This window comes from uncultured Devosia sp., from assembly GCF_964244875.1.
Lineage (GTDB): Bacteria > Pseudomonadota > Alphaproteobacteria > Rhizobiales > Devosiaceae > Devosia.
Genome location: NZ_CAXTKA010000003.1, coordinates 238,695 through 251,714 on the forward strand (window position 1 = coordinate 238,695; position 13,020 = coordinate 251,714).

Annotated in this window: 11 protein-coding genes; 7 read left to right on the forward strand and 4 right to left on the reverse strand. The window is 58.4% G+C overall.

From position 1 onward, the window contains the following. The first annotated feature begins 58 nt into the window (after window positions 1-58). The 6 genes from ACFE8X_RS05915 (at window position 59) to ACFE8X_RS05940 (ending at window position 6,232) form a co-directional block, all read left to right on the forward strand. Complete coding sequence (locus ACFE8X_RS05915) at window positions 59-499, forward strand: hypothetical protein (protein WP_375450514.1); 441 nt, start codon at window positions 59-61, stop codon at window positions 497-499. A 100-nt stretch (window positions 500-599) separates the two neighbouring features. Continuing rightward, window positions 600-1,919, forward strand: a complete 1,320-nt coding sequence (locus ACFE8X_RS05920) for an O-antigen ligase family protein (protein ID WP_375450515.1) — start codon at window positions 600-602, stop codon at window positions 1,917-1,919. A 2-nt stretch (window positions 1,920-1,921) separates the two neighbouring features. Then, window positions 1,922-2,731, forward strand: a complete 810-nt coding sequence (locus ACFE8X_RS05925) for a WecB/TagA/CpsF family glycosyltransferase (protein ID WP_375450516.1) — start codon at window positions 1,922-1,924, stop codon at window positions 2,729-2,731. Beyond that, a complete protein-coding gene (locus ACFE8X_RS05930; protein WP_375450517.1) occupies window positions 2,732-3,703 on the forward strand; it encodes a glycosyltransferase family 2 protein in 972 nt (323 codons plus the stop codon). It begins immediately after the preceding gene. Window positions 3,704-3,711: 8 nt separating this feature from the next. After that, entirely contained in the window at window positions 3,712-5,283 is a 1,572-nt protein-coding gene (locus ACFE8X_RS05935; RefSeq protein WP_375450518.1) for a GMC family oxidoreductase, read from the forward strand. Window positions 5,284-5,311: 28 nt separating this feature from the next. Then, a complete protein-coding gene (locus tag ACFE8X_RS05940; protein ID WP_375450519.1) occupies window positions 5,312-6,232 on the forward strand; it encodes an aldo/keto reductase in 921 nt (306 codons plus the stop codon). A 13-nt stretch (window positions 6,233-6,245) separates the two neighbouring features. Here the strand turns inward: ACFE8X_RS05940 and ACFE8X_RS05945 are convergent, their stop codons facing one another. From ACFE8X_RS05945 to ACFE8X_RS05955, 3 genes are all read right to left on the reverse strand, one after another. Beyond that, a complete protein-coding gene (locus ACFE8X_RS05945; protein ID WP_375450520.1) occupies window positions 6,246-7,520 on the reverse strand; it encodes a glycosyltransferase in 1,275 nt (424 codons plus the stop codon). Next, a complete protein-coding gene (locus ACFE8X_RS05950) occupies window positions 7,415-8,659 on the reverse strand; it encodes a lipopolysaccharide biosynthesis protein (protein ID WP_375450521.1) in 1,245 nt (414 codons plus the stop codon). Before ACFE8X_RS05950 ends, ACFE8X_RS05945 begins: the two co-directional genes overlap by 106 nt. Before the next feature lie 331 nt (window positions 8,660-8,990). Beyond that, complete coding sequence (locus ACFE8X_RS05955; RefSeq protein WP_375450522.1) at window positions 8,991-9,965, reverse strand: sugar transferase; 975 nt, start codon at window positions 9,963-9,965, stop codon at window positions 8,991-8,993. Between the two features lie 411 nt (window positions 9,966-10,376). Between ACFE8X_RS05955 and ACFE8X_RS05960 the strand changes: the two genes are divergently transcribed. Then, the gene (locus ACFE8X_RS05960) at window positions 10,377-10,805 is read left to right on the forward strand and encodes a hypothetical protein (RefSeq protein ID WP_375450523.1); all 429 of its coding nucleotides are present in this window, start codon (window positions 10,377-10,379) and stop codon (window positions 10,803-10,805) included. Between the two features lie 49 nt (window positions 10,806-10,854). Here ACFE8X_RS05960 and ACFE8X_RS05965 read toward each other — a convergent pair whose 3' ends face one another. Beyond that, window positions 10,855-13,011, reverse strand: a complete 2,157-nt coding sequence (locus ACFE8X_RS05965; RefSeq protein ID WP_375450524.1) for a GumC family protein — start codon at window positions 13,009-13,011, stop codon at window positions 10,855-10,857. Between the last annotated feature and the right edge of the window lie 9 nt (window positions 13,012-13,020).

Consider the following 13,020-nt stretch of genomic DNA (forward strand, 5'->3'; position numbering starts at 1 on the left):
GACGGTGTTGACGGCATATTGGCTTCGTCGACAACGGGAACTTCCGCTCATGCCTCGAATGATGTTACGCGCCCTTGTAGCTGGGGTGCTGGTTATTCTGACGTCCGGCGCGTTTGCCCAATCGGCAAATGTTGTCGCTCCGGCGGCCCCTGAACAAGGCTGCGCGACGTCCGGCCTCAAGGATACGCTGCAGCAATTCGACGACATCCCTACAACCGGCAAGCTCACGCCCAGCATCAATCGCCAGTTTTCCGGGCTTGGCCGAATCGCTTTTGGCGACGGCTGCCAGGTAAAGATCACCTGCGTGGCACCGGACACCGACCCGGCTTCTGTGGAGGCGAGAAACCATCAATGCGGTGCCGTCTATGGCGCTCTGATTTCTTTTGAGCGTCGCCCCAATGTGCGGTTGCGCCTCATGCGATCAATATCGCAAGTCAAGGCACCCGAGACCGAAGTCAAATACGTCCTGCCAGGGATAACCTATCTGTTTTTTTACTAGAGACCTTGGGCTTTGGCATAGACAAGCCAATGTCCACCAGACTCGTCGTCAGGCGGTATTCGTCCCACCGCATTTTGTGTTGAGATCGACAACGATGGACATGGCCGCGTTGGACTTACAGCACGACAGGCAATTGGCCGAACGGCGGGATTTGCTGTTTTTCAGCATCGTGCTGTTTTGGTTCCTGTTTGACGCCAGCAACATGTCCTACTGGCGCGCAACGTCCGAAGCCACGCTGCTCACCTATGAGCGCCCTTTCGATCGGATCGAGGTGGCGCTGACTTTTGGCCTGCAGGGCCTCTATTTGCTGGCCAATCTCAAGCTCCTTTGGCGCATGGCAATGGTGTTCTGGCCCGTGATTGCGCTTGCAACGCTGTGCCCGGTGTCCACGCTCTGGTCCTACGATCCACCGCTGAGCTTTACCTCCGGGCTGAGCCTTGTAACGACCACCGGGTTTATCGCCACGGCCGTTTTCCGCCATTCATCCGAACAGGTCATCCAGCGCATGACCGTGATCATGACCGTGCTGGTCGCGATTAACCTCGTCAGCCTGCTGGTCCCCAGCCTGTCTTTCATGACGGCCGAACACCGCGGCGCGTTTCGCGGCTGGACCAACCACAAGAATACGTTTGGCCCCCTGCTGGCGCTCCATATTGGCCTGTTGCTCGTGCAGTGCACCAATCGGGACTTTGCGTCTCGAACGCGCCTGCTCTTTTTGGCGCTGATGCCCATTGAGCTGGCGGCTTTGGCCCTGACCCAATCCTCCAATGCCCTGATTGGCGTCGTGGTAGTGCTCGTGCTGTTCACCGGCGGCAATGTGCTGAAGCGCGCATCGCGTGGCGTATGGACACTGGTCTGGGTCATCGGCGCGACTTTGCTGGTACTGACCCTGCAGTTCGCCTCCATCGACGATCTGTTCGCCCTGGTTGGCCGGGAATCCAACTTGACCGGGCGGACGCAGATCTGGGAGCTTGCCCTGCGCTTTGCCGACCAGCGCTTCGTGTTGGGTTGGGGCTACAAGGCCCTGCCTCTGACTGAATTGTTGAGCACTGTTCCGCGCGCCGATGGCGGCGCCCGCTTCATAGTGGGTAGCACGCACAATTCCTATATCGAGATCTACGCCGGCCTGGGACTCATCGGGTGCTGCGCTTATGTCGCCGCCATGACCTGGCTGGCGGGCCGAAATTGGTTGCGGCCCAAGGAGCCATACCGCCGGCTCGGTTTTCTCGTCCTTGGCGCCTATCTGACTATGGGCTATGCGGAAAGTACCATGGGCTTGCATGCCGGGGTAGGCTATTGCTTGCTTCTCGCCTGCATGTTGCCCTCGGTCATCAAGCGACAACCTGCCTTTTTGATCCGTCCCAGCACCGCATCGCCGCTACAAGAATTCGGCCCATCTTTTGACCGCGTTAATACTTAATATTGATCACGCTCGTATTGTTAACAGACAAGCGGCAAGTAGGCTTGGTGTGCGGACCTGGTATGAAGTTTCTCGGCATCAACTTTATTGACGGCAGCGAGGCGCAGCTCAAGACCAGCTTGCTCCATGCTAGCGGCGAACGCTACAGCTATTGCGTTACGCCCAATGTGCAGCACGTTAATATTCTGCATGCGCACTCGACACGTGGCGATCAGTTTCGCCAGGCTTATTGCGCGGCAAGTTTCGTCATCTGCGACAGCCGGATCCTGCAACTGCTGGCGTCGCTGGCCGGCCGCAGGCTGTTCACCCTGCCAGGCTCGGACCTGATTGCGCAAATTCTATGCGATCCGCGTTTTATCGAGAAAAAAATCGGTGTCATCGGGCCTGGTCGGGACGATTTTGAGAAACTGGCGCACCAGTTTGTCGAACGGCAACTGACGTTGATCGATACGCCGTTGCAAATGAGCACGGAGTCTGAGGCGTTTGCCCAATGTCTGCAGGCCGCAGCCGCCGCTGACTGGGACATCCTGCTGATCTGCCTGGGTGCGCCCAAACAGGAAATCTTTGCCAACCGCCTCAAGGCGCTGCGCCGCGATGGTGTCGCGCTATGCGTGGGTGCCAGTATCGACTACCTGACCGGCAAACAGGCACGAGCGCCTTCCTTTATCAAGAATGCCCGGCTGGAATGGCTCTTTCGGCTGTTGAGCCAGCCACGGCGCATGTTCAAGCGCTACATGCTCGATTTCTTCGCCCTGGTGCGCATCCTGTCCAAGGAACTGGCCAGTTCTTTCTTCAAAAGCCGACGCACCTGAATGGCGCCGCTGTTCAGCGTCGTCATTCCGGTCAAGAACCGCACCAGGCTTCTCGCCCGGGCATTGGCATCATTGGCTGGTCAGACTTGCAGTGATTTCGAAGTCCTCGTCGTCGATGATGGATCGAGCGAGGATGTTGCAGCCGTCACCGCTCGATTTCCCGGTCTCGACATCACTCTCCTTGCGGCTGGCGGCACGGGCGCTTCGTCCGCCCGCAACATCGGCACGGACGTGGCACGTGGCGAATACATCGCCTACCTCGACAGCGACGATGTGTTTATTCCCGAAAAGCTTGCGATCGTTGCCGCCGAACTGGCCAAAACCCCTGCCGACGTCATCGCTTCACCCCTCTACGTTTGGCGCAACCAGCCGCACGTCCAGATTCGCCCTGCTCGCCCGCCGCTGCCAAACGAAGACATTGCCGATTTCTTTTTCGTGGCCGACCAGCGTATCCAATCGACCGGAATGATTGTCCGCGCATCCGCCGCGCGCAAGGTGCGTTGGGACGAAGGGCTGAGCAAGGTTCAGGACCCCGACTTTCTGATTCGCCTGCTTCGTGCCGGCAGCACTCTGCACTTTATCCCGACGCCGCTGGCCGTGCTCTATGACGACACCGCCGAGGGGCGTGTTTCAAGCAACAATAGCGAGGCCAATATGCGCGATTGGCTCCAACGCGACGCAGCCCGCCTGTCCCGCCAAGCCCGTATCGGCTTCGAGCTTTATGCTTTGGCCTATGAGGTCGCGCGCACCAGCAAGCTCAAGGCGCTGGCATTGGTCGGCAAAGGCGCGCTGTCCGGAATGATCGCGCCCACGATAATCGCCAAGTCGATGATTCGTATCCTGCTTCCCGAGGCCCGGTTCAAAGCTTTGGCCCAGACCGCACTGCGCCGGAAACCCGAAGCCCACAACGCGCCGCTGGCCGCATATCTGAATGAACTGGAAACGACGGCCACCTGCAGCTTGCAGGGATAGACGGCACAATGCTGATCGACTTCCGCGACCATTCTGCCCTGCTTACCGACCCCGACGTGGTCGCGGTCGGCGCCGGTGCCGTAGGTCTTTGCCTTGCCGTAGACCTGGCGCGGCGCGGCAAGCGCGTCATCCTGCTTGAAGCCGGCGGCAAAAGTGTCGAGCCGGACAGCCAGAAGTTCTTCGAAAATGCGTCTTGGCACGGCAACGCTCTTGAAGGCCTTCATCTTGGCCGTTTCCGGGCCTTAGGCGGCACCACCAATTTTTGGTCCGGACAACTGCTCGAGTTCGACCCTATAGTTTTTGAGCAGCGCAGTTGGATCGAGGACCATGGCTGGCCAATCCAGCGCACCGACCTCGACGATGCCTATGCGCGCGCTTACGACATGCTTGGGCTCGCTCGGCGCATCGATGATGACGCCGTTTGGCAGCGCCTGAAGATCGCCCCGCCATCGGTCGACCGGAATCTGGATTTCTTTTTCAGCCGCTGGGTGCCGGAAACCAATCTGGCTCGTCTGTTTGAAAACGAAATTGCCAAGCTCACCAATCTTCAAGTTGTGATCAACGCTCCCGTCACTGCCTTGTCGATGAGCAGTGACAAGGCCATCGCGAGCCTTGTCATTGGCGGCATTGGCGGCAAGCAAATTCATTTAAGTGCGCCAAGGATCATCCTGGCCCAGGGCACGATCGAGATGGCACGCTTGCTTTGTATGCCGCTGGCGCTTGGCAACGCTGCGCCTTGGGCGGGTAATCCATGGTTGGGCCGAGGTTTCGCCGATCACGTCGATGCCTATGCAGGTACGGTGACGCCGATCGATCGCAAACGTTTCCACCAGATTTTCGACAGCTCGTTTGTCGACGGGCTCAAGTACAATCCTAAACTCAAGCTGTCCGAAGCCGCCCAACGAGAAAACGCGATGCTTGGAATTGCAGCACATTTCATCTTCAATTCCAGCTTTGCAGAGGATCTAAGTGCACTCAAGGTGTTTGCGCGCGGGATTCTCAAGGGCCGGTTCGACGGGCGTATCCTGACCTACCCGGCCAAGCTCATACCTCTCGCTAAGATCGGCGTCCCCATGGTCTTGCGCTACCTGCGATATCGCCGCACCTACAACCCTGCGGACCGCGGTATCCAGTTGCGTTTGACCGGTGAGCAAATCGCCCTGCGCACCAGCCGTTTGCAACTATCGGATACACGCGATGATCTTGGCATGCCCATCGTGGCCATGGATTGGCAAGTCGACGGCGCTGAAATCGAAACTATGGCAGGTTTTGCCAAGCACGTAGCGGACTTCCTTGAAGCGGAGGGTCTGGCCAAGGTTGACCTCGCGCCGCAATTAGTGGCTCGCGATCGCGCCTTCATGGCTGGGGTCGATGATGCCAATCATCATATGGGCATGGTAAGGATGGGCCGCGACGCCGGCGATGGCGTCGTGGATTCAAACCTGAAGGTCTTTGGTACCGATAATTTGTTTGTGGCCGGAGCCGCCACATTTCGAGCGGCCGGCTTTGCCAATCCCACGTTAACCGCTATTGCCTTGGGACTTCGCCTGAGCGCAGCCATCGATGCGGAAGCACTTTGATGTGCGCTGCCCTGCCCGGCACTGCGCTATGACCAACCCTATGGGACTTGGCACGTCCGGCCTGACCGGCGGATGGAGCAAGGCCGCGAGCATCAGGCTGGTTCATGCAGCATATGAGGCCGGCGTTCGTCATTTCGACGTCGCACCTCCCTACGGCATGGGGACCGCCGAGGACGTTTTGGGCGAGGCACTGTCGGATCGGCGCGCCCAGGTGACGGTTGCAACCAAGGTCGGCATTTCCCGTCCCCGTCGCAGCGATGCCATCGTTTTAGCTCGCGCGCTTGCGGCGCCCCTGCGCAAGCTGGCGCCGGCACTGACCCGTCGCGTCGGCGCTCGCGCCTACAGTGCCGAAACGCAAACCGGCCGTTTTGATTTGCCCTTCGTGGCCAGCAGCCTGGAAGACAGCCTGCAGCGCCTGCGTATGGGTCGAATCGACATTTTCCTATTGCATGAAGTAAGGCGTCAAGATCTCAGCGACGAACTTGTCGCCTATCTTCAAAGTCGAAAACGGGACGGAACGATCGGTGCGATCGGGACCGCGACCTCCTATCTCCATACGCTTGATATCCAGCAGCATTTTAGGAGCGTCTTCGACATCTGGCAATATTCCTGGTGTGTTTTGGACATTGCGCAACCGTCCCCGGCAGAGCCGACCATTACCCATCGCGCCATCCTGAATGCGGCAAGACCCCTTGCCGAGCGTTGGATTGCCTATCCCGAGGAACAGCGCCAACTCTCCGCAATCACGCAGCTGGACCTTGGCGATCCAGCCATACTGGCACGCGTGCTCTTGGGCGCCGCCCACGCACACAACCCACACGGCATAATTCTGTCGTCGTCGCGCAACATCGCGCGCATCCGCGACAACGCCGCTTCGGCGATAGACCCGATGATCGTCAGCGCCGGCGCTCGGTTGGCTGATGCATTGCGCGAAGGATCGCAATCATGACGCTCATCGCCGATCAACGTCCCAGTGCGTCCAACAGCGTGTCGTAGCGATCTGCCAGCACGCCAAGGTTTTTGCGCACATCGAACTTTTCCGCGACAAGGGCCCGACCCGCAGAACTCATTCGGGCATGGACCGCATCTTCGGTCAGCAACACGTGCAATGCCTCCGCCAAGGCTTCAGGATTGGCGTCGGGCACAAGAAGTCCGGTTTCGCCCTGTTTGAAGGCTTCCGGAATTCCGCCAGTTTTTGCGCCAACGACGGGAACGCCCATTGCTTGCGCTTCGGCAGCCGCCAAGCCGAACTTTTCCGCCGATAGCCCCTCGGTAACCGTGCTGGGAAAGCAGAGCACACGGCTTCGGGCCAGCAGGTTGCGGGTCTCCTCTTGGCTTTGAGCACCAAGAAAACTGACCGGCAAGCCGAACTCCGCAACTGTTCGCTCGAGCGCGGCCCGTTCGGGGCCGTCGCCGATGATCTCGACCGTCAATCCCGATACGCGTGGCAGCAAGAGGCGAAAGGCCTCGAGCGCAAAATGGGTGCCCTTGAGGCGGACCAGCCGTCCCACCATGGCCACGCGTGAGGAGCCGTCGGATGACCTGATGCCATCAAACACCTGCCGGTCGACGCCCAGATAATGCACCTCGGTCTTTTTTTCATCCGCCCCGAGCGCCACGACCTCCTGCCGAAGCCACTCCGACACCGTCAGAATCAATGCGGCTTGGTCGAACATGCGCTCGCGCCGGGCCAGGTGCAGACGATCATAGGGCCGCAAAGGTTGGGTAGAGCTAGATATGCGGGAATCCCAGCCATGATAGGTCACCACCAGCGGAACGTCGAGCCGGTTGGCAATATCCATGATTTCGGTGGCACTTGTGGCGAAATGTGCATGAATCAAATCCGGCGCGAAGGCCGCAATGGCGCGCTCCAGACGCGGACCACGCCCGTTGATCAGCAAAATACTTCCCTCAAGTTTGCCGAAGGGAAAGGCATCGAGGCTGAAATGAGCAATGCCTTCGATATCAAGCGTCGGAACGGCACGCTTGCGACCGGCCAGCATCGTCTCGAATCGCGGTAGCAGCTGCGCGTGGTGTCGCGCCCAAGGCTGATAAACCGGCAGGAGATGGGGAATATAGATCAGTACGCGCCGCTGGCGGGCGAGGTAGGCGCTTTCGGCGGTCGCGTTGGTCATTGACGTACCGTGGACCGTGTCGTCCGTAAACGTTGGACCAGAAGCAAGCCGCCACCATAGCTCACCAGGCCCAGACAGCTGTCGGCAATGATCGTCGCCCAAGCCGCGCCGCGCCAGCCGAAAGCGGGAACCAGGGCTATGTTCAGGACAATGTTCAGAACGCTGGTGACAATGATGAAGCGTGATCGCAGCTGCTGTCGCCCGGCGCCGCTCAGGGCGTCGCCGCCAAGATAGGACAGCACCCGTACCGCCGGAATAACGCACAGCATCTGGACCACCAGGCTCGCCTCTGCAAAACCATCGCCGAATACGAACCCGATATAGGGCGCGATCAAGTACATTCCCGCGCCGGCAGCAATTGCATAGGCCAGGGCAATCGGCAGCAGCCGGTTGGCGTAATCCATTGCCGGCGCGATACCACCCTTGCCCAGCTCGAAAAATCGGGGATAGGCCGCTTGGGTCAATCCCCGCAGCGGCACCAGGGCGACGGTGATCACGCGATAGGCGGCACCATAGAAGCCAGCCTGCGCCGCGCCGGCAAAGTGCAACACGATCGGCTTGTCCAGGTTGTCTTGCGCAAAGCTGGCAGTACCCGCGACGGCGTAGGAAAATCCATCCCGCAGTTCATGACGTGACAATTGGCGATGGGAGACCCTCAATCCCAGCGCCGTACGACAAATCCACCAATAGCTCGCGGTAACGACAATCGCGATCGCCAGATAAATGGCCGCCCAGTTTTGATCGGAGACCGTTACGCCAAACACGAGAATCAGGGACACGACGCCGGCCCGAACAAGGCCCATGACCGTCTTGAGCATGAACAACCGACGGTACTGGTGCTGTGCGAGGCACACATATTCCAGAGTGGAGCATATGCCGCTCAAGACCAGCTCGGACACGCAAAGGCACACAAAGGTCATCCAGGCCAGATCGCCAAGCAACAAGGGCTTGACCGTTATGCTGGCGATCGCCGTAGCCACCAGCCCGCCGACAAAGACTGTGGTCATCGCCCGGCTTGCTGCGTCACCGGCCGCGAGACCCGCTTGCTTGATCAGTTGCACGGGAATGATCCACGCGCCACGCCAGGCAAAGGGCTGAACAAATTGCAGCGTTGCAAGCGCTGCGACAAAGCGGCCGAAGCCCTCGACGCCAAGCACGCGGCCCAGAAGGATCAGCATCAAAGCTTGCAAAACGACACGCATGCCCTCGGCCAGCGTCATCGCCAGTGTTCCGCTCCGCATCAGCCGGGCCAATTGAGAAGACAGGGAACTGGTGGAAAACCGACTTCGCAGCGTCATCAAAGCGAGTGTCTTGGGCGAACTATAATTTACGGCCTCATCGCGCTGCTCTAGTTGCCAGGATGGACCGAAGGAGGCAAGCACTCAAGAGGCCCCAAAGGCATCTCTGTCGGATTGACCTTGCCGAACCCGAACAGGTTTTCCGATCGCTACGGTTCTGCCGGTCGCAGGTATTTCGCAGCGCGCGGGGCGTTCAGCGCCACACAATTGCGATGCAGGTTGCAAAGCCGACGTGACATGTCGACTCTTCCCTGAGACCGCGACGGGCGGCCGCCTAGTGGCCCGAGCCCGTCAAAAACTCGTTACGGACGGTCAGCACAAGAATTTTCACATCCAGCCAGATCGTAAAATTGTGGATATAGGCCAGGTCATGATCAACTCGCGCAATCGCCTTGGCCGTTTCGGTCGTCGGACCACGCAGGCCATTGGCCTGCGCCCAGCCCGTGATGCCCGGACGCATCAGCAGACGATCCTCGTAGTAGGGAACGAGATCGCGATACAGCTTCCCGCCGGCATACATCCCGGCGACATGCGGGCGTGGGCCGACAAGCGACATGTCACCGCGCACTACATTGAACAGTTGTGGCAGTTCATCGATGCTGGTCCGGCGAATGAAGCGCCCGATGCTGGTTAAACGCGGATCATTGCTGATAGTCTGTGCGACGCCGCTATGATCACAGTGATCGATCGTCATTGAACGGAATTTCAAGGCCTGAAAGCTTCTGCCGTCCAACCCTTCGCGTGCCTGGTTGAAAAGCACAGGACCGCGACTGGTGATCTTGACGAGCAGGGCAACAATGACAAGCAAAGGCGCCAGTCCGACGATGAGCAGCGATGCCGATACAACATCAAATCCGCGCTTCAGAGCGAGGTGCAGATTCGTAGGACGCGTTGCTGGCACGGGCGAGTCACCGCGCCACTTTAAACTAAGTCCGCCATGACGCGTAGTCCGCGTAAATGATTCCTTGAGAATCGCCCAGTCGCCACTGCCGATAGAACTGACAGTTGATTCGTCGACTACAATTTTGGCTGAAGAGTTGCTTGTGTCAAAGTCGTCGGCGCGCGCAAAGCTGTTCATGGTTACATCACGAAATACAATGCCAGGATGTCTCCGAAGCACTGTTTGATACCGCAAAACGAGATTAACAAATTCTGAATTTAAGCCAAGTCCTTTTGCGGGGCTTTTGTGGTTTAAGTTAACGGTGACGCACACCGGCAACAATGTTTGAACACTGCGCAGTTCGGTCATTTTTGGTACAAAAGGACGGCGAAACGGGCCGATATCTTAGTCTTGTCCACCCTCGATCATGCGTTCTGTGCATTGCACCAATCTGCAAATCGACGACGGTGGACTTGCGTAACGGCAAAACAACTCATGAATCACATTAATTTGCTGATCATTGTGCAAAACATCTGGCGAATCAGGGAACCTAATCAAACTAGATACGCTTCATTGTCTACAGGCCGGGCCGATCCAGATGGTTCCTTAAAGATTTTGCCTCAGAACCAATAGTTAACTTTGTACAAACTTGCGGCGCGATCAGGCATCTTCCCAGAGGCTACGTTAAGAATGAAGTTAATCGACGATTAAGCGTGATTGACAGCAGGCTTTATTAGAGTGTAATCGAATTACGCGGTGCAAGTTACGAGGTTTCCCAAAATGCGCAGTTTTCTACCTGTTGCAGTCATGGCTCTAGGCCTGTCGTCATTGGGCGGCGCGGCTCAGGCGGCTGCGGTGTCCGGTTTCGAAAGTTCATATGAAGCTCTCCAAACCAATTGTTCTCTGCCTGTCGGCTTGGTCAATGAGTGCGAAAGCGGGATCGAAGCTTACAGCTCGGCCCTGGTCGGTGGTGGCATAGCTCTGGATGAAGCAAACATATCCTTTTCTGCCGTTCGTTTGGCCGTCTTCGAGCTGAACGCTGCTGATTCGGATTTCCAGCTCCAGATCGACGCTCTGTTCGACCGCCTGTTGCCAAACTCCGGCGCCCTTGCCGGCGGCGATGACGATGCGACGAGTGCTAGTCTTGCTGGTGACGATGGTGACAACGATCTCGCTATCGATCCAAGCCCATCAGGCGAAGATCTCTAAGCGTTCTGATATAGAGGCACTTAAAAGCATCGCAGGTTTGCGGTGCTTTTTATGCCGTACGCGCGCTTCCATGCGCTTCGACATAGTATTCGCCGTAGCGAACCTGGTAGTCGTTGCGGGATAGCTCCTGCTGGTTCAGGACAACCGTGATAGGAACTACCTGCTTCGTTGACTCGCGTAGTGCTGTCAACGCCTTGCGAGACTCGACCTGAGGCGTGTTCGCCCAGCGCACGACGAAGATGACTGCAGTGGCGTACTGGGCAAGATACAACCCATCCACAACCGGCGCGAGCGGCGGCGAATCAATGACCACGACGTCAAACGTCTTGCGCGAGGCGTTGAGCAGGCGTTGGAACGAACCATCGGAAATAAGCTGATCGGTCGGCACATCGCTGCGACGGCCGCCCACCAGAACCGTCAGATTGGTCAGCGGATCTTTGCTGAGAACCGACCTGATCTCGAAACTATTGCTCTGGTCCAATAAATAATCCAGCAGGCCACGCGATGGCTCCATGCCCAGGGCCTTGTGGACCGTCGGCTTGCGCAGGTCGGCATCCACCAGCAGTGTGCGCTTTCCCGTCAGCGCATAGGACCGCGCCAACGACAAGGCAGTGGTCGTCTTTCCCTCGCCCGGCAAAGTGGAGGTGACCACCACGATTGAGCACTCATCTTCCTCCGCGCGAATGAGGGCGTTGGCGCGACCGACATGATTGATGGACGCACGCACACGCCTGATCGATTCGGAAAAGATGGACAGCGGCGCATTTACCAAAGTATCGGCGTGGCTTGTCGAGCCGGCCTTCAAGGTCTTCTGGCGCGGCAGCGATGCCGCAACCTTCTGGCGCAACACCGCTTCGGTTTGCTGCTCGGACGTGAAACCGCCGATGTAGTTCTCGTACAAGAATGCCAAGCCAACCCCCAGGATGAGCCCCACCAGCCCGGCTGCCAGGAGAATCAGTGTAATGTTTGGAAAAGAGGGCGTTTCCGGCGCGAGCGCAGGTGAAACAATTCGGCTGTCGGCCACTTGCAAGGAGGCCTGGGCATCCAGCTCCTGCACACGCGCCAACAGGGTTTCATATTGTCGTCGCGCCAGTTCCGCGCCCTGTTGAAGCTCGTAAATATTGGTGAGGACTTCGGCAGGCAGGTCACTGCGAATCACCGTTTCACGAATCTGCTGGCGCAGCGAACTTTCCTGGGTCTGGGTGGCATTGACCGCTTCGCGCAAATCTCCGAGCCCCGCCGAAGCAGTATCCTGCAATTGTCTGTCGAGCTGGGACAATTGGGCTCGCAAATCGATCGCTGCCGGAGAGCCGGCGCTTGCGGTGACCAAAGATGCGGTTAGCTGCTCGCGTTGGCGTTCAAGTTCCCGCAGCGCGTCCGAGGCCAGCAAATCGGCCGTGGTCTGCCAATCCTGCTTGGCAACATTGTCGGCCACAAGATCGGCCGTAGCAGCCGTGCGCGACCGCGCGGCGGTCAACTCGTCGATTTGTGCTCGCAGACTGCCAATCGAGGCATTCCCCGCTTGCTGTTCGATACGCTCGATATTGCTGTCGATGAAGGTGTCGAAGGCCCCCTCGGAGGCAACAATGGAATTGCGCGCCTGGGTGATGCGCTCCTGCAACACGTCGCGCGATGTCAATGTGCTGTTCACTTTGGCCAGCACCTGCTCCTTGATGTACTCCTCGGCGACCGAATTGGCGATCTGGGCGGCCTTGGCGCGATCACCGGACCGGGCCTGCACAAGGATAAGATAGGTCAGACCACGACGTTCGACGCTGATTGCCGAGCGCAGCGTATTGAGGACGCTGTTCAACGCCTCCTCGCCCGTTGGCAGGGCGCCATCGCCAAGATGGAGAAACGCCATTATGCGATCGCGAGTGCCCAGCGAAACACCAAAGGCGGGGTCGGTCAGCAGGTTCTGCGCTTGGATGACCTTGAGCAGGACGTTGTCTGATCGCACCAGTTCGACTTCGCTGTCGACCCGCGCGTTGTCGCTCGATGCGCTGCCATATTGCGATGCCGGATCCAGCAAATCCTTCCGACTGGGATCGACCATGACCAGAGCCGAGGCAGTGTAAACCGGCTTCAACACGAAACTGACCAGCACCGCCACACCGATCACCACGGCAAGCGTGATCAGAATCAAATGCAATTGCCGATACAGCAGACCAAAGATAGCTCGAAGATCGATATCAGGTTCGTCCACGATTGGCCT

What these genes read in the sequence shown, in the direction of transcription:
- ACFE8X_RS05940 (WP_375450519.1), top strand. Translation starts at nt 5,312, where the DNA reads ATGACCAACCCTATGGGACTTGGCACGTCCGGCCTGACCGGCGGATGG.
- ACFE8X_RS05920 (WP_375450515.1), top strand. Translation starts at nt 600, where the DNA reads ATGGCCGCGTTGGACTTACAGCACGACAGGCAATTGGCCGAACGGCGG.
- ACFE8X_RS05930 (WP_375450517.1), top strand. Translation starts at nt 2,732, where the DNA reads ATGGCGCCGCTGTTCAGCGTCGTCATTCCGGTCAAGAACCGCACCAGG.
- ACFE8X_RS05950 (WP_375450521.1), bottom strand. Translation starts at nt 8,659, where the DNA reads ATGCGGAGCGGAACACTGGCGATGACGCTGGCCGAGGGCATGCGTGTC.
- ACFE8X_RS05960 (WP_375450523.1), top strand. Translation starts at nt 10,377, where the DNA reads ATGCGCAGTTTTCTACCTGTTGCAGTCATGGCTCTAGGCCTGTCGTCA.
- ACFE8X_RS05915 (WP_375450514.1), top strand. Translation starts at nt 59, where the DNA reads ATGATGTTACGCGCCCTTGTAGCTGGGGTGCTGGTTATTCTGACGTCC.
- ACFE8X_RS05955 (WP_375450522.1), bottom strand. Translation starts at nt 9,965, where the DNA reads ATGACCGAACTGCGCAGTGTTCAAACATTGTTGCCGGTGTGCGTCACC.
- ACFE8X_RS05935 (WP_375450518.1), top strand. Translation starts at nt 3,712, where the DNA reads ATGCTGATCGACTTCCGCGACCATTCTGCCCTGCTTACCGACCCCGAC.